12 protein-coding genes are annotated in these 15,337 nt (G+C 72.1%); 8 read left to right on the plus strand and 4 right to left on the minus strand.

Annotated elements, in window-relative coordinates; translation table 11 throughout:
- Positions 1–3,012 (minus strand): AAA family ATPase, encoded by a 3,012-nt coding sequence (locus LY12_RS12020; RefSeq protein ID WP_253856011.1) that lies wholly within the window; start codon positions 3,010–3,012, stop codon positions 1–3.
- Positions 3,009–4,172 (minus strand): exonuclease SbcCD subunit D, encoded by a 1,164-nt coding sequence (locus tag LY12_RS12025; RefSeq protein ID WP_253856013.1) that lies wholly within the window; start codon positions 4,170–4,172, stop codon positions 3,009–3,011. Before LY12_RS12025 ends, LY12_RS12020 begins: the two co-directional genes overlap by 4 nt.
- Before the next feature lie 241 nt (positions 4,173–4,413).
- Here LY12_RS12025 and LY12_RS12030 point away from each other — a divergent pair, with 241 nt between their 5' ends.
- Both LY12_RS12030 and LY12_RS12035 read left to right on the plus strand, forming a co-directional pair.
- Positions 4,414–5,331 (plus strand): DNA recombination protein RmuC, encoded by a 918-nt coding sequence (locus LY12_RS12030; RefSeq protein WP_253856015.1) that lies wholly within the window; start codon positions 4,414–4,416, stop codon positions 5,329–5,331.
- A gap of 232 nt (positions 5,332–5,563) precedes the next feature.
- Entirely contained in the window at positions 5,564–6,658 is a 1,095-nt protein-coding gene (locus tag LY12_RS12035; protein WP_253856017.1) for a DUF6542 domain-containing protein, read from the plus strand.
- A gap of 196 nt (positions 6,659–6,854) precedes the next feature.
- Here LY12_RS12035 and LY12_RS12040 read toward each other — a convergent pair whose 3' ends face one another.
- Positions 6,855–7,847 (minus strand): 4-hydroxy-3-methylbut-2-enyl diphosphate reductase, encoded by a 993-nt coding sequence (locus LY12_RS12040; RefSeq protein WP_253856019.1) that lies wholly within the window; start codon positions 7,845–7,847, stop codon positions 6,855–6,857.
- A gap of 243 nt (positions 7,848–8,090) precedes the next feature.
- Here LY12_RS12040 and LY12_RS12045 point away from each other — a divergent pair, with 243 nt between their 5' ends.
- The 5 genes from LY12_RS12045 (at position 8,091) to LY12_RS12065 (ending at position 12,676) form a co-directional block, all read left to right on the plus strand.
- Entirely contained in the window at positions 8,091–8,987 is an 897-nt protein-coding gene (locus LY12_RS12045; protein ID WP_253856021.1) for a lipid droplet-associated protein, read from the plus strand.
- Entirely contained in the window at positions 8,984–10,246 is a 1,263-nt protein-coding gene (gene xseA, locus LY12_RS12050; protein ID WP_253856023.1) for an exodeoxyribonuclease VII large subunit, read from the plus strand. Before LY12_RS12045 ends, xseA begins: the two co-directional genes overlap by 4 nt.
- Positions 10,247–10,321: 75 nt before the next feature.
- Complete coding sequence (locus LY12_RS12055) at positions 10,322–10,618, plus strand: exodeoxyribonuclease VII small subunit (RefSeq protein ID WP_253856025.1); 297 nt, start codon at positions 10,322–10,324, stop codon at positions 10,616–10,618.
- Between the two features lie 118 nt (positions 10,619–10,736).
- Positions 10,737–11,789: a class II fructose-bisphosphatase gene (gene glpX / locus LY12_RS12060; protein WP_253856027.1), complete on the plus strand. Its 1,053-nt coding sequence runs from the start codon at positions 10,737–10,739 to the stop codon at positions 11,787–11,789.
- Complete coding sequence (locus LY12_RS12065; RefSeq protein WP_372493501.1) at positions 11,789–12,676, plus strand: S1 family peptidase; 888 nt, start codon at positions 11,789–11,791, stop codon at positions 12,674–12,676. The genes glpX and LY12_RS12065 overlap by 1 nt, the downstream gene beginning before the upstream one ends.
- Positions 12,677–12,680: 4 nt before the next feature.
- Here the strand turns inward: LY12_RS12065 and LY12_RS12070 are convergent, their stop codons facing one another.
- The gene (locus LY12_RS12070) at positions 12,681–13,709 is read right to left on the minus strand and encodes an NAD(P)/FAD-dependent oxidoreductase (protein WP_253856031.1); all 1,029 of its coding nucleotides are present in this window, start codon (positions 13,707–13,709) and stop codon (positions 12,681–12,683) included.
- Between the two features lie 210 nt (positions 13,710–13,919).
- Between LY12_RS12070 and LY12_RS12075 the strand changes: the two genes are divergently transcribed.
- Positions 13,920–15,317: a class II fumarate hydratase gene (locus LY12_RS12075; RefSeq protein WP_253856033.1), complete on the plus strand. Its 1,398-nt coding sequence runs from the start codon at positions 13,920–13,922 to the stop codon at positions 15,315–15,317.
- Positions 15,318–15,337: the final 20 nt, after the last annotated feature.

Here is a 15,337-nt window from a genome sequence, read left to right on the forward strand (position 1 = left end):
CTAGGCCACGCCGAGATCGCCGTCGAGCCCGCCCTCGATCCGCACGCTGGAGCCGGTGCGGGCCTTGCGCACCCGCAGTCGAGTCGGGATGCGCTGCCGGAGTTCCTCCACGTGCGACACCAGGCCCACGACGCGGCCACCCGCGCGGAGTTCGTCGAGTACGTCCATGACCACGTCGAGAGTCTCCCCGTCCAGCGTGCCGAAACCCTCGTCGACGAACAGCGTGTCCAACAGCGCACCGCCGGTCTCCGCGGCCACGACGTCCGCCAGGCCGAGCGCCAGCGACAGCGAAGCCAGGAACGACTCGCCACCGGACAGGGTTTTCGCCGAACGCACCATGCCGGAGTAGTCGTCGAGCACGTCGAGGCCGAGCCCGCCGCTCTTGCCGTGGCTGCCGGGCGCATCGGAGTGGACGAACGCGTACCGCCCGTGGCTCATCGACCGCAGCCGGACCGTCGCCGCGACCGCGACCTCCTCGAGCCGGGCGGCCAGCACGTACGACCGCAGCGACATGCGGCGAGCGTTCTGCCCGCGACCGTTCACGACGTCGGTGAGCGCGTCCAGTTCGGCGAACTCCTCCTCCGCCGGTGCCAGCCGGCTCAGTACGGAATCCAGTTCGCCTGCGAGTGCGTCGAGGTCGCGGACACGTTGCATGAGCTCCTGCAACGTGGCGGCGTCCCGTTCTGCCTGCTGCCGTGCCTGTTCGGCCGCCTGCCGGGCCCATTCGACATCGACGGCCCGATCCGGCTCGACGCCGGCCAGCTCCTGCTCCGCCAGCACGGCACGGGCCGTCGCCTCGGCCTGTTCGGCATCGGCCAGCGACTGTTCCAGCTCGCCGATCCGTTCCTCGTCGCGAGCCGCTTCCCTGGCTTCGCCGACGTCGGCGAAGCCCGCGGTGCGCGCGGCCTCCGCAGCGGCCGCCGCATGCTCGTCGACCCGCTCGCGGGCCTCCCTCAGCTCGGCTCTGGAATCCGCCAGCCCGTCGAGCGCACCCGCCAGTTCCATCAGGTGGGCCCGCCGCGCCGCGACGTCGGCGAACTCGCCCGCCGCCTCCTCGAGCCGCCGCTGCCGCTGGTCGACCTGATCGGCGAGGGCGCGCCGCTGTTCCTCCGCGGCGGCCGCCTCCCGTTCGGCAGACGTCCGCTGCGCCGTGAGGTCCTCGTGTTCGGCCTCCCCGTCCCGGACGAGCTGCTCGAGCCGCTCCTTGCGACCGGCCACCTCGGTCAGCGTGGCCAGCTCCTCGCGGACCTCGCCGAGCTCGGCCCGGATCTGCTCGGCCGTGCGATCCTGCAACCGTTCGACGACGGCGGCGAGCGCCGTGTCGGCCTCGTGGCGCGCGGTCGCCGCCCGGCTCCTGCGCTGCTCTGCGGCCTGTTCGGCCTCGGTGGCCGCCCGTTCCTCCGCCTCGCCCACGCTGTCGGTGCCCGCCGCGGGCGCGGGATGCTCCGCCGAGCCGCACACGGCGCAGGGCTCGCCGTCCCTCAGCTGCCCAGCCAGTTCGCCCGCCATTCCGGCGAGTCGCCGGGACCGCAGGTCGAGGAGCCCCTCGCGCGCCGTCTGATGCGCGTCGATCGCGGCCTGCTCGGCCTCGCGGGCACGTGCGGCCTCGTGTTCCAGGGTCGGCACCCGCTCGGCCTCCCCCAGCGTGCGTGCCAGTTCGGCCTCCCGCGCGCGCACGGCGTCGAGGCGCACGGCCGCCTCGGCCGCGGCGTCCAGCTCCACCCGGAGCTGCCGCGTGCGTTCCGGCAGTCCGGCCAGCTTCTCGCCCAGCGCCGCAGCCTGTGCCGTCGCATGTTCGGCTGTGTCGACCAGCTGCCGCAATCGCTTGCGGTCCCGCTCCTGTTGCTCCGCCTCCTCGACGAGCCCGGCCAGCGTGCCCGCCTCCTCGCGAACCTCTCCTGCGCGGGCACGCAACGCCCCGACGTCCGGCTCGCCACCCTCGAGTTCCGACCCCACCCGGCCGTCGGCGCGTCCGCGGGCGACCAACGTCTCGCGCGCCCGCTGGTCCCGCTCTCCGGCCCGTTCCAGCCGGGTGCGCTGCCGGTCCGCCTCAGTGGCGAGACCGGTCACGGCCGAGGCGCGCCGCGCGGCCGTCAACTCGGCCTTCCACTCGGCGCGCAGGTCCGCTTCCTTCGCCAGCTCCGCCAAGCTCTCGTGAGCACCGCGCACCCTGCGGACCCGCTCGGCCTCGACGCGGCGTTCGTCGAGCACGTCGGCAGCCCGCTGACGTGCCGTGGCCGACTCGTCGGCCGCCGTTCTCGCCGCGGCGACGGCCTCCCCCGCCCTGGCACGGACGTCGGCCACCCAGTCGGCAGCACCGTCCTCCGGCGGCTCCTCCCGTGCGACCTGGCCGATCCGCGCGAGCCACTCCCGCACCGACTGCCTGCGCTCGTTCAGCTCACGCCGCTTGGCCTGGCGACGGTCGCTGAACCATTTCTCCGCCTCGAAGAACCGCTGCGTGCCGAACAGTTTCTCCAGCAGCTCCTCACGATCCTTCGTGTCGGCCCGCAGGAACCGCGCGAACTCACCCTGAGGGAGCAGCACGACCTGGAAGAACTGGTCGGCCGTCATGCCGAGCAGCCGCTCCACGGTGCGTGCGACCTCGTCGATGCGTGTGACGCCCTCGGGCGGTTGGCCGCCCGGTGGGTCGTCGAGCCACGTGAGCGACGCCTTCGCCTGCTGTTTCGTCGTGCCGTCGCCGCGCAGCTTCGGCCGTTCGTACTCGGGGTTGCGCACGATCCGGAACCGGTGCCCCTGCACCGTCAGTTCGAGCGTCACCTCGGTCGGCGTGCCGCGTTCGGCCACGTCACAACGGAACCGCTTGGCCTCGGCCCGCGCACCGGGGACCCTGCCGAACAGCGCGAACGCCACGGCGTCCAGCAGCGTCGTCTTGCCGGCGCCCGTGTCCCCGTGCAGCAGAAACAGGCCGTCGGCGCCGAGCGTGTCGAAGTCCACGGCCTCCCGGCCCGCGTACGGCCCGAACGCGGAGACCTCCAACCGGTGCAGCCTCATCGCGGCGCACCGTCCTGCCCGGGGTCGTGCTTGCCCGCGGATTCCAGAGCCGCCACGAGCAGTGCCTCCTCACGGTCGTTGGGCGGTGCGCCCCGGCAGTCCTCGACGAAGCTCCGCGCGATCTCGGTGTCCGACCTGCCCCGGACGGCCTCGGCGTACCGCAGCGTGTCCTGCTTCGCCCCCTCCGGCTCCCATTCCAGGTGCACCGCGTACGGGAACCGTTCCCGCAGCCTGCGCATCGCGTCGACCGGCCTGACCCGATCGGTCAGCGTCGCCGACACGAAGCTGTCGACGTGCTCGGCGTGTTCGGGTGCCGCGAGCAGGTCGTCGAGCGGGCCGCGCATCGTCGCGAGTGGCCTGGGAACCGGCAGATCCCGCCGCTGCACCTCGCCGACACCGTCACCGTCCACATCGAACAGGAAGACCGATTTCCGTTGCGCCGCCTCGGAGAACGAGTACGCGAGCGGACTGCCCGAGTAGCGGATGTGCTCCTCGATCACCTGCGGACCGTGCAGATGACCCAGCGCGACGTAGTCCACCCCCTCGAACACCGACCCGGGGACCTGCTCCACGCCGCCGACCGCGATCGGCCGTTCCGAGTCGCACCCCGCGGCGCCGGTGACGAACGCGTGCGCGAGCACGACAGAGCGCGTGCCCGCCGGCCTGCCGTCCAGGTCCTCGCGCACGCACCGCATCGCCTCCGTCAGCACCGCCGTATGCCCCCTGCCGTCGATGCCGAGCGCGTGCCGGGCGGTCTCGGGTTCGAGGTACGGGATGCCGTACACCGCCACGGGCGCGCCGTCGCCGTCGAACACCACGGGCTCCGGAATGCCGGCGACCGTCGTCCGCAGATGCAGCCCGCCCGCGGCCGCGAACTCGGCGAACGCCCCGAGCCTGGCCGCCGAGTCGTGGTTGCCCGACGTCAGGACCAGCTCCGCGCCCGCCTCGCGGATCCGCCGCATGCCCGCGGTCGCGACCCGCACGGCCTCCGCGGACGGGACGGCACGGTCGTAGATGTCGCCGGCGACGAGGACGACGTCGACCGCCTCGTCGGCCACGAGGCCGGCGAGGCGTTCGAGGACCGCGTCCTGCTCGGCGAGCAGATCCGCGCCGTGGAAGGTTCGTCCCACGTGCCAGTCGGAGGTATGGAGCATTCGCACGCGATCAACGCTAGGTGCCCGCTCCGACAGAACCCGGCACACCCACCCGGCGTGTCACTAGAACGTGTGTTCCCACTAGGCTCCTGGGTCCGGCCGAACGGTTTCTGTCGGGGGCGTGCGCCATGATGCGACCCCCGCCCGGAACGTGGCCGACCGCCACCGGACGATCCGGCGCGGCCGGGCCGGTGCATCCGGCGGGCCGGGACATCCGGAAGGGATCGACGAGCGAGGAGCGTGCTCTGTGGCTTCGACGGTGTTCGCGGCGGTCGCGACAGTGGCCGCCGCGCTGCTGGCGGCCGCGGTCGTGCTGCTGTGGCGGCTGTACCAGGACGGCATGCGCCGTGCCGACGCCGCCGCGCGGCAGGTCGAAGCGGAGCGGGAGAAGCTCGACCAGCAGCAGGCGGCGCTGCGCCGGTACGAGGTGGCGTTCGCCTCGATCAGCGGCAGAGGTGAGCTCGGCGAACACGTACTGACCGAGACGGCGCGCTCGCTCGGCCTGCGCGAGGGCCTGCACTACACCCTGCAGACGGACCTGGCGGGCGGCGGCGCGGCGAAACCGGACATGGTGCTGCGGGTCGGCGGTGACCGCACCGTGCCGGTCGACGCCAAGGCGAGTCTCGCCATCTGGGCCGAGGCGGTCGAGACCGACGACCCCGACGAGCGCATCGACGCCCTGCGCGTCCATGTGCGGAACCTGCGTTCCCGTGCGACCGAACTGGCGGGCAAGGGCTACCAGCGCTGGGCCGACGCGATCTACGGCACGGTCATGTTCGTGCCGTCGGACGCCGCGGTCGTCGCCGCGCTCGACACCGACCCCGAACTGCTGCGGTGGATGCTCGATCGGCGCGTGTTCCTGTGCGGCCCTACGGGCTTCGCCGTCATCGCCTCGGCCGCCATGTTCGCCGCGACGGAACGCACCCTGCTGGACGACGTCGAGCAGGTACGTGCCTCCGCGGCCTCGGCGCACCGCGCGGCCGCGGGTGCCGTCGACGCGGTGAATCTGTCGAGCACGCATCTGCAGCGGTTCCTGTCCGCCCGCAAACGGGAGCTGGAGGCGCTCGAGAACTTCCGCGGCACGGTCGCCCCGCTGACGGAGGCCGCGGCCAGCCCGGCGCCGGTACCCGCCATCCGGAAGAGCGACGAGGCCGCGGCGAACTGACCACGGCCGGGAGACGCGACGGGACCCGCCGGGACGCACGCCGGGAGGCTGTGACCGAACCGATACCCCGACGAATCACCCGAACCACAGGTCACGGGTTCATGTCGACTTCACACCATGCCCCCTGACTGTGCGAGACGTCACCGCAGGAGACCTCGTCCGACCACCCGGTGCAACGAACGTCGAGGATCCGTAGCGATCGTGGCCGATCTACCGGCTACGGTGTTGCCCTGTGACCGCCACACGAGATCGCCGCAGCGATCCTGACGCCGCGAACGAGGACGAGCCCGTCGCATGGGACGAGCGACTCGCGTTCGGTACCAGGCGCGGTCTGCCCTGGTGGGGCGCGGTGCTGCTCGCCCTCGTCACGGCGATCGCGGGTGCGGTACTGAGCATGCAGATCAGCGACGGGCTCGGCCTGCCGTTCCAGTTGATCTACGTCGTGGGCGCGCTCGCCGCCGTCGCGGCGGTGCGCAGGCGCAACCTGTTCGGGCCGATGGTGCAGCCGCCGCTGGTCATGGCCGTCACCGTGCCGCTGGTCGTACTCACCGACACGTCGCTGCCGGAGAGCAACGACACCCTCGCCAACGTGCTGGCGATCAGCACTCCACTGATCAACAACTTTCCGGTGATGGCGATCGCGACGGCGCTGACGGTCGGCCTCGGGGTGCTGCGCATCTACCGCGAACGCGACCCCGACCGGCCGCTCAAGGACACCTCCGAACGCAAGCGCGGCCGAGTCGACGACACGGGTGACCGCCAGTCCGCCCCGAAGGAGAAGCGCCCCGCGAAGGGCAAAGCCTCCGGCACGGCCGACGCCGCAGCCGGTGCAGCCGGTGCAGCCGGGGCGGGTGTGGCCGGTGGTCGGCGCCCTGCCGACGATTCCGCCACGTCCGGACGCAGGCGCACTCCCCGCCCGCCCGAGGACCGGCCGGATGCCCAGGGCGGACGTGGCGAGCCCCCGCGCGGCCCCCGCCCCGCCGACGGCGGCCGTGGCCCGCGCGGGCCGGAGGACGCTCCCCCGCCGCGCCGCCCCAGGCCCGCCGACCAGGACCGTGGACCGCGCACGCCGCCTCCGGACCGCCGGCCGGCCAGGCCCCCGCGGACGCCGCCCGACGCCGCGGAACGCAAACGGCGCATCGACGAATGGCCCGACGCGGTCCCCGGCCCCAAGCGTCCGCAGCGGCCACCGAGGGGAGAGCGGCCGGACCCCCCGCAGCGGCCCAAACGTCCTCGCGGGTCCGAACCACCTCGGTCCGAACCACCACGCAGCGACCGGCCCGGTCGTGACCAGCCGCGCCGGCGCCCCTGGGACTCCGAGGACTGATCCGCACGATCCGCGGGTCCACACCACACGGGCAGCGCCCGTCGGCGGCCGGCCCGCGACCACCGCCACCCGTAACGACCTGCGCAGCGGACACGAGCGAGGCCGCCCCTCCCGTATCGGGAGGGGCGGCCTCGCCGCTGTTCGGATGCTGTTGTCCGGTGCCGGTGCTGTTCGGTCCAGCAGTCCGAACGCCGGATCAGCGCACGCTGCTGCGTGTCTCCTTGTTGTCCGAACGGAGCTCGCGGGGCAGCGCGAACGAGATCTTCTCGTTGGCCGTGGTGACCTCCTGCACGTCCGCCCAGCCGCGTTCGGCGAGGTCGTCGAGCAGCTCCATCACGAGCACGTCGGGCACGGAGGCTCCGCTGGTCACGCCGACGGTCGTGACGCCTTCCAGCCAGGCCGGATCGACCTCGCTGGCGTAGTCGATCAGGTGCGCGCCGCTCGCGCCCGCTTGCAGCGCGACTTCGACCAGCCGCTGCGAGTTCGACGAGTTGCTCGAACCCACCACCAGCACGAGGTCACATTCGGCCGCCATCGCCTTGACCGCCACCTGGCGGTTCGACGTGGCATAACAGATGTCGTCGCTCGGCGGGTCGGCGATCCCGGGGAAGCGCTCGCGGAGCTGGTCGACGCGCTGCATCGTCTCGTCGACGCTCAGCGTCGTCTGGGAGAGCCACACGACCTTCTCGGGGTCGCGCACCTGCACCTGTGCGACGTCCTCCGGGGTGTCGACGAGCTGGACGTTCTCGGGCGCCTCACCGGAGGTACCTTCGACCTCCTCGTGGCCGTGGTGGCCGATGAGCATGATGTCGTAGTCGTCCCGGGCGAACCGGTTGACCTCCTTGTGCACCTTCGTCACGAGCGGGCAGGTCGCGTCGATCGTGCGCAGGTTCCGCTTCTCGGCCTCCTCGTGCACCGCAGGCGAGACCCCGTGCGCCGAGAACACGACGAGCGCACCCTCGGGCACCTCGGTGGTCTCGTCGACGAAGATCACGCCCCGTTCCCGCAGCGTGTCCACGACATGCCGGTTGTGGACGATCTCTTTGCGGACGTAGACGGGCGGGCCGTACATCTCGAGCGCCTTCTCGACCGTGATCACCGCACGGTCGACACCGGCGCAGTACCCGCGCGGCTTCGCGAGCAGCACACGCTTGCCGTTCTGGTCACCGCTGGGGCTGGCTGCACTCATGGCTCCCAGGGTACGGACCGCGGGGAAGGGCCGTCATCGCGCGCACGATGTGGCGGTGCCCGCACCGCCACCCCCGCCGCGCAGCAGTGTCCCGGAGCCGACGCTTCCCCGGTCGCCGCCGGCTGAACCGTCCGCGGGACGGCGGTGCGGCGACTCCCGTTCCCGGTGGAAACACCGGCCCCACGTGCGGATGGGACCGGGGTGGGGCTGGGCAGGCGGAGTCGCGTGCGGCAGTCTTGGCGCATGAAGCATTTCCCGTTCCCGGTGCGGGTCGCCGCCGGCCTCGCCGCTTCGACCGCTGACACGGTTCGTGACCTGCCGAAACACCTGACCGAGCTGCCGGTGACGGTCGCGAGCCAGGTGCTGCAGACCTCGATGCGGGTGCAGCAGCACGTCACCGAGCTCGCGATCAAGGGCGATGACGCGCTGGCCGCGTTCCGCGGGGTGGACGACGAACCCAACTGGGCGACGTTCGACGAGGACGACGACCCCGAGGCCGCACAGGCCGACGCACGGGCCGGGGTCGACGCCCCGGGAGCGGCGGCCACGTTCGACGACCCGTGGGACGCCGAGTCGCAGGCGCTCGGCGAGGAACACGAGGACGGGGAGTTCGACAGCACGGACACGCGGATCGCGGCGGCGGTCGGGACCGACACCCCGCGCGGCGGCGGGAACGACGGCGGCGACGGGAACGACGGCGGCGGCGCCACCGGGACGGCCACCGGCGAGGGCGAGAACGGCAGCGCCGACCCGACCGCAGGCGACACCGCCGCCGAGGGAGCGACGACCGGCGCCGGGGCCGCACCCTCGGCACCGTCGACGACGTCATCCTCGGCGGCGGCGTCCTCGGCGGCGGCGTCCTCGGCGGCGGCGTCCTCGACGACGTCGGGGCCCGCGGGCGTGGACGACTACGACGCGCTCAGCCTGCCCGAGCTGCGGTCCCGACTGCGCTCGTTCTCGGCGGACGAGCTGCAGCAGCTCCTGGACTACGAACGTGACCACGAGAACCGGCCGTCGTTCACGGGCATGCTGACCCGGCGGATCGCCAACGTCAGGGCCGAATCAGGCGCCCAGCCCGAGGACGGCACAGCCGGTGACGACTCCGGCGCCACCGCGACCGGCGAGACCGCCACGTCGTGAGCACCGATGCACGGGGCGCACAGGAAGGCACCCAGAGCGCAGGCGCACAGCCGTCGACGGCCGAGAGCCCCTGGCCGGTCCGCACGGTCGCGCGGAAGATCGCCGACTGGATCCACCGCCTCGGTTCGGTGTGGGTCGAAGGGCAGATCACGCAGATCTCGGCCCGTCCCGGCACGCAGACAGCGTTCCTGACGCTGCGCGATCCCGCCGCCGACGTGTCCATGTCGGTGACGTGCCAGCAGCGCATGCTGCGTTCGATCGACCCGCCGCTCCGCGAGGGCGCCAGCGTGGTCGTGCACGCGCGTCCGTCGTTCTGGCTGGGCCGCGGCACGTTGAGCCTGCGGGCGAGCGAGATCCGCGCGGTCGGCATCGGCGAACTGCTCGCGCGGATCGAACGGCTCCGCAAACTGCTCGCCGCCGAGGGGCTGTTCGCACCGGAACGGAAACGCCGGTTGCCGTTCCTGCCGCGCGGCGTCGGGCTGATCACGGGCCGCGCCTCGGCTGCGGAACACGACGTGCTGGCCAACGCGCAGCACCGGTGGCCAGCGGTGAAGTTCCACGTCGTCAACACGGCGGTGCAGGGCGCGAAGGCGGTGCCGCAGGTGGTGCAGGCGCTGTCGGAGCTCGATGCCAACCCCGAGGTCGATGTCATCGTGATCGCCCGTGGCGGCGGCAGCGTCGAGGATCTGCTGCCGTTCTCCGACGAGACGCTGTGCAGGGCGGTCGCCGCCGCGGGCACGCCGGTCGTCAGCGCGATCGGCCACGAACCGGACTCGCCGCTGCTGGACAACGTGGCGGACGTGCGCTGTTCGACACCGACGGGCGCGGCGAAGACGATCGTGCCCGACGTCGGTGAGGAGACCGCGCGGGTGCACCAGCTGCGGGACCGGGCCCGGCGGGCACTGCACGGCTGGGTAGACGGCCAGCGCAGGCAGCTCGACCAGCTGCGCAGCCGTCCCTGTCTGGCCGACCCGCACGGTCCGGTGGATCGCAGGGAGGCCGACGTCCAGCTGCACGCCGAACGTGCCCGCCGGGCGGTCATGACCACGCTGACGCACGAACAGAGCGCCCTGACCGCGGCGCGTGCCCGGCTGACGGCGCTCGGACCGGCTGCGACGCTCGAGCGCGGCTACGCGGTGGTGCAGTACGTCGACGCCGACGGGGAGCTGAAGGTACTGCGGTCGGTCGACGAGGTGTCCGAGGGCACCGAACTGCGGGTGCGGGTCACCGACGGCGCGATCTCGGCGACCACGCGATAGTGTGCGCCCGGACCCGGCTCGTGCGGGCACGGTGTCCGCACGAGCACGCATCCGAGACGTGAGGCGAACCGCGACGTGAGCGAATCCGGTGGCGACACCGCCGACAGCGCCCCCGACGACCTGGCCGGCCTTGGCTACGAACAGGCCCGCGACCAGCTGGTCGAGGTGGTGCGCGAACTCGAGGCGGGCGGGTTGTCCCTCGAACAGTCGCTGACGTTGTGGGAGCGCGGCGAGAAGCTGGCGCGGCTGTGCGAAACCCATCTCGCCGGCGCCCGCGAGCGGATCGAGGCCGCGCTGGCTACGGTTGAGGACGATCCCGAGGCCGGCGCGGGCGACGCCGCGGGCGGCTCGGGCGACGACGCACCGGAGTGACACGCACCGTGACGTCCGCGACAACTCCATGAACGCAGGCTCGCGCAGACTGTAAGCAGTGTCCGCGCCGATCTTCGTCGAGCGCTCATTCACGCGAACACCCACCTCGGGAGGCAGCATGACCACCAGCACGCCGAGACGGGGCGAGACGCCCGATCGCAACCTCGCCATGGAGCTCGTCCGGGTCACCGAGGCTGCGGCGATGGCGGCGGGCCGCTGGGTCGGCAAGGGCGACAAGAACGGCGGGGACGGCGCGGCGGTCGACGCCATGCGCCAGCTCATCGGCACGGTGTCGATGTCCGGCGTGGTCGTCATCGGCGAGGGCGAGAAGGACGAAGCGCCCATGCTGTTCAACGGCGAGGAGGTCGGCAACGGCGACGGGCCGCAGTGCGACGTCGCCGTCGACCCGATCGACGGCACGACGCTGATGAGCAAGGGCATGCCGAACGCGCTGGCGGTGCTGGCCGTGGCCGAGCGGGGAGCGATGTTCGACCCGTCGGCGGTGTTCTACATGGAGAAGATGGCCGTCGGCCCTGAGGCCGCGGGTGTCGTCGACCTGTCCGCGCCGATCGCGGAGAACGTCCGCCGGGTGGCGAAGGCGAAGCAGAGCAGCGTTTCCGACGTGACCGTGTGCATCCTGGACCGGCCCCGGCACGAGGCGATCGTGAAGGAGGTCCGCGAGGCGGGCGCCCGCATCCGCTTCATCAGCGACGGCGACGTCGCGGGAGCGATCGCGGCGGCACGGTCGACCACGGGTGTCGACATGTTGCTCGGCATCGGCGGCACGCCGGAGGGCATCATCGCCGCGGCCGCGCTCAAGTGCCTCGGCGGTGAGCTGCAGGGCAAGCTGTGGCCGAAGGACGACGACGAACGCCAGCAGGCCATCGACGCGGGTCACGACCTCGACCGGGTCCTCACCACGGACGACCTGGTGCGGGGCGACAACGTGTTCTTCTGCGCGACCGGCATCACCGACGGCGATCTGCTGCGCGGCGTGCATTACCGCGCGGGCGGCGCGACGACCGAGTCGATCGTGATGCGGTCGAAGTCCGGCACCGTGCGGTTGATCGACGGCTACCACCGGCTGAACAAACTGCGCACGTTCTCGACCGTCGACTTCGACGGCGCCACCGACGCCGACGGTGACGCGACCGTCCCGCCGCTGCCCTGATGCGGGGGCGGGTTTCGCGCTGCGTGACCGTCGCGGCGGCGGTCACCGTATGCCTGGCCGGTGTCCTGGCGACCACGGCGTCGGCTGCTGCGGCTCCCGGTGCAGGACCGGATCGCGGGGCAGGGACGGCACCGGCGTCCGTGCAGCCCGACCTGGTTGGCGGCACCCCCGCGGACCAGACGTATCCGTTCATGGCGTCGCTGCAGGAGAAGGGCGAACACGTCTGCGGTGCTGCGCTGGTGCGGCCCACATGGCTGGTCACGGCGGCGCACTGCGTTCACGAGCCGGGCGGCCAGGACGGTGCGAGTCAGGATCCGGGCCCGTTGACGGCGCGCATCGGCAGTAACGACCGGACCAGTGGCGGCGAGGTCGCCGAGGCCGCGGAGGTGGTCGTCCACCCGTCGTTCGAGTATCCGGGGTCGACGGGTGACATCGCACTGATCCGCCTGGGCGAGCCGGCGTCGGCCCGGCCCATCGACCTCGCCACAGCCGACGACCAGCCCGACAACCCGCCGTCCGGCGATGGCGCGCCGACCGATCCGGGCACGGCGACGCGGCTGCTCGGCTGGGGCCAGACCTGCCCTGAGAACGGGTGCGGCGAGGCACCGGTGACGCTGCAGCAGGTCGACACGCAGGTCGTCGACGACGAGCGGTGTGGCGCCGGGTTCGACGCGGCATCCGAGGTGTGCACGGACAACCCTGACGGGGCGGGTGCGTGTTACGGCGACTCGGGCGGACCGCAGCTGGTGCGTGCGGGCGAGCGGTGGCGGCTCGTGGGCATGTCGAGCCGCGCGGGCAACAACGATCCCGTCTGTGGCAGTGGCCCTTCGATCTACACGTCGGCGCCCGCGTACACGGAGTGGATCGAGGAGACGACCGCCGGCTGAGCCGTCAGCCGCTGGAGTGCCCCGGGAAGAGGTGTGCCGACGGGTCCAGTTCGACGGCGATGTTGTTGACCGCGGTGGCCGCCTCCCCGAATCCTGTCGCGATGAGCTTGACCTTGCCCGGATAGGCGGCCACGTCGCCCGCGGCGTAGATCCTCGGACGCGCTGTGGCCATGGTCGAGTCCACCGTGATCGAGCGCTGGTGGATCTCCAGTCCCCAGTCCTCGATCGGCCCGAGGTCGGCGGTGAACCCGAGCGCGGCGACGACCGTCTGGGCGGGCAGCACTTCCGGCCGGATCTCCTTGGTGTCCGGGTCCTTGATCTCGAGCGACACCTCGGCGAGCCCGCCGTCGGCACCGCCGCGCAGTTCGGCGACCTCGGCGTCGGTGATGATCCTGATCCCGACCTCACGCGCTTCGCGGATGATCGATTCCGCGGCGCGGAACTTCGCTCTGCGGTGCACGAGTGTCACGCTGCGGGCGACCGGGTGCAGCGCCAGCACCCAGTCGAACGCCGAGTCGCCGCCGCCGACCACCACGACGTCCTTGTCGGCGTGTTCGTCGAGCGCGGGCACGAAGTGCACCATGCCGTTGCCGAGCCAGCCGTCGCCCGCCGGCAGCGGACGTGGGGTGAACTCGCCGATGCCCGCGGTGATGAGTACTGCCCTGGCGCGGACGGTTTCGGCTCCCGCCCCGCCGTCGAGAGTCATCGTCAGCCGCTCGCCGGCCTCGTCGAGGGCGTGTGCCTTGCGGCCGAGCAGGTACCTCGGGTTCCACTGGCTCGCCTGCTCGACGAGGCCCTTCACGAGGTCGCGTCCGCGAACTCCGGGGAACCCCGCCACGTCGTAGATCATCTTCTCCGGGTACATGGCCGTGACCTGGCCGCCCGTTTCGGGCAGCGAGTCGACGATCGCGGCGGACAGCCCGCGGAACCCCGCGTAGTAGGCCGCGAACAGTCCGGTCGGGCCCGCACCGACGATCAGCACGTCGACGTCGGTGGTTTCGGCCTGGTCGGGGGTCTCGGTCGGTTCGGCCATGGGGCGCACCGCCCTTTCCGCCGTTGATGGGGTGAGGCGCTCCCTTGATCGTAATACCGTGACACCGGTGTTGTGATCGCCGCTACAGTCCCGGCGAAGCCCACGGCCCCGGCACCTGCGCCGCCGACCACCCGCCTGCCTGGTTCTCGTTCCGGCGACGTGCCCGAGGACACCGGGCACGTCGGGCAGCTGCTGGAGCAGACTGGGGACATGGCAGAGCAGGAATTCCGGATCGAACACGACACGATGGGCGAGGTCAGGGTCCCGGCCGATGCCCTGTACCGAGCCCAGACCCAGCGGGCGGTGGAGAACTTCCCGATCTCCGGAGCAGGGCTGGAACGCGCTCAGATCAGGGCGCTCGGGCTGCTCAAGGCGGCCTGTGCCAGGGTGAACGCCCGCCTCGGGGTGCTCGACGCCGAGCTGGCCGCGGCGATCGCGAGCGCGGCCGACGAGGTCGCGGAGGGCCGTCACGACGACCACTTCCCCATCGACGTGTTCCAGACCGGTTCGGGCACGTCGTCGAACATGAACGCCAACGAGGTCATCGCCACGCTCGCCTCGCGTGCACTGGGCAGGGACGTGCACCCGAACGACCACGTCAACGCCTCGCAGTCGTCGAACGACACGTTCCCGACGACCATTCACGTCGCGGCGACCGAGGCCGTCCTCACCGACGTCGTCCCGGCGCTGGAGCACCTGGCCACGACGATCGAGCGGCGTGCGGCCGAGTGGGCCGATGTCGTCAAGTCGGGGCGCACCCATCTGATGGACGCCGTGCCGATCACGCTCGGCCAGGAGGCGGGCGCGTGGGCCTCGCAGGTCCGGTTCGGCATCGAACGACTGCGCAGCGGTCTTCCGCGGCTGGGCGAACTGCCCATCGGCGGCACGGCGGTCGGCTCCGGGTTGAACGCGCCCCCGGGATTCGGTTCGGCCGTGGCCGACGAACTCGCCAAGGTGACCGAGCTGCCACTCGTCGAGGCGCGCGACCATTTCGAGGCGCAGGCTTCGCAGGACGGCGTGGTCGAGACCTCCGGGCAGCTGCGCACGGTGGCCGTGTCGCTGAACAAGATCGCCAACGACCTGCGTTGGCTCGGTTCGGGACCCCGCACGGGCCTGGCAGAGGTGGCCCTGCCGGACCTGCAGCCGGGGTCGTCGATCATGCCGGGCAAGGTCAACCCGGTCATCCCGGAGGCGACGCTGCAGGTGGTGGCGCAGGTGATCGGCAACGACGCGGCCGTCTCCTTCGCCGGGTCGCAGGGGAATTTCCAGCTGAACGTGAACCTGCCCGTGATCGCTCGCAACGTGCTGGAGTCCGCGCGGCTGCTGTCGGCCGTGGCGCGGCTGCTGGCCGACAAGGTGTTCGCGGGCCTGACCGTCAACGCCGAGCGCACGCAGGCCTACGCCGAGGGATCGCCGTCGATCGTGACGCCACTCAACGCCTACATCGGCTACGAGGAGGCCGCTGCCGTGGCCAAGCAGGCCCTCAAGGAGCTGAAGACCATCCGTGAGGTCGTGATCGAACGCGGACACGTCGCGCAGGGCAAACTCACCGAGACCCAGCTCGACGAAGCCCTCGACGTGCTCGGCATGGCACGCGGCGGTAAGTGAGCCGATCGGGGGCCGCCGCG

The organism is Prauserella alba, from assembly GCF_024171735.1.
GTDB lineage: Bacteria > Actinomycetota > Actinomycetes > Mycobacteriales > Pseudonocardiaceae > Prauserella > Prauserella alba.

Excerpts from the sequence above, each read along its gene's own strand:
- LY12_RS12040 (WP_253856019.1), bottom strand. The coding sequence starts at position 7,847 with ATGAGTGCAGCCAGCCCCAGCGGTGACCAGAACGGCAAGCGTGTGCTG.
- LY12_RS12065 (WP_372493501.1), top strand. The coding sequence starts at position 11,789 with ATGCGGGGGCGGGTTTCGCGCTGCGTGACCGTCGCGGCGGCGGTCACC.
- glpX (WP_253856027.1), top strand. The coding sequence starts at position 10,737 with ATGACCACCAGCACGCCGAGACGGGGCGAGACGCCCGATCGCAACCTC.
- LY12_RS12020 (WP_253856011.1), bottom strand. The coding sequence starts at position 3,012 with ATGAGGCTGCACCGGTTGGAGGTCTCCGCGTTCGGGCCGTACGCGGGC.
- LY12_RS12075 (WP_253856033.1), top strand. The coding sequence starts at position 13,920 with ATGGCAGAGCAGGAATTCCGGATCGAACACGACACGATGGGCGAGGTC.
- LY12_RS12045 (WP_253856021.1), top strand. The coding sequence starts at position 8,091 with ATGAAGCATTTCCCGTTCCCGGTGCGGGTCGCCGCCGGCCTCGCCGCT.
- LY12_RS12070 (WP_253856031.1), bottom strand. The coding sequence starts at position 13,709 with ATGGCCGAACCGACCGAGACCCCCGACCAGGCCGAAACCACCGACGTC.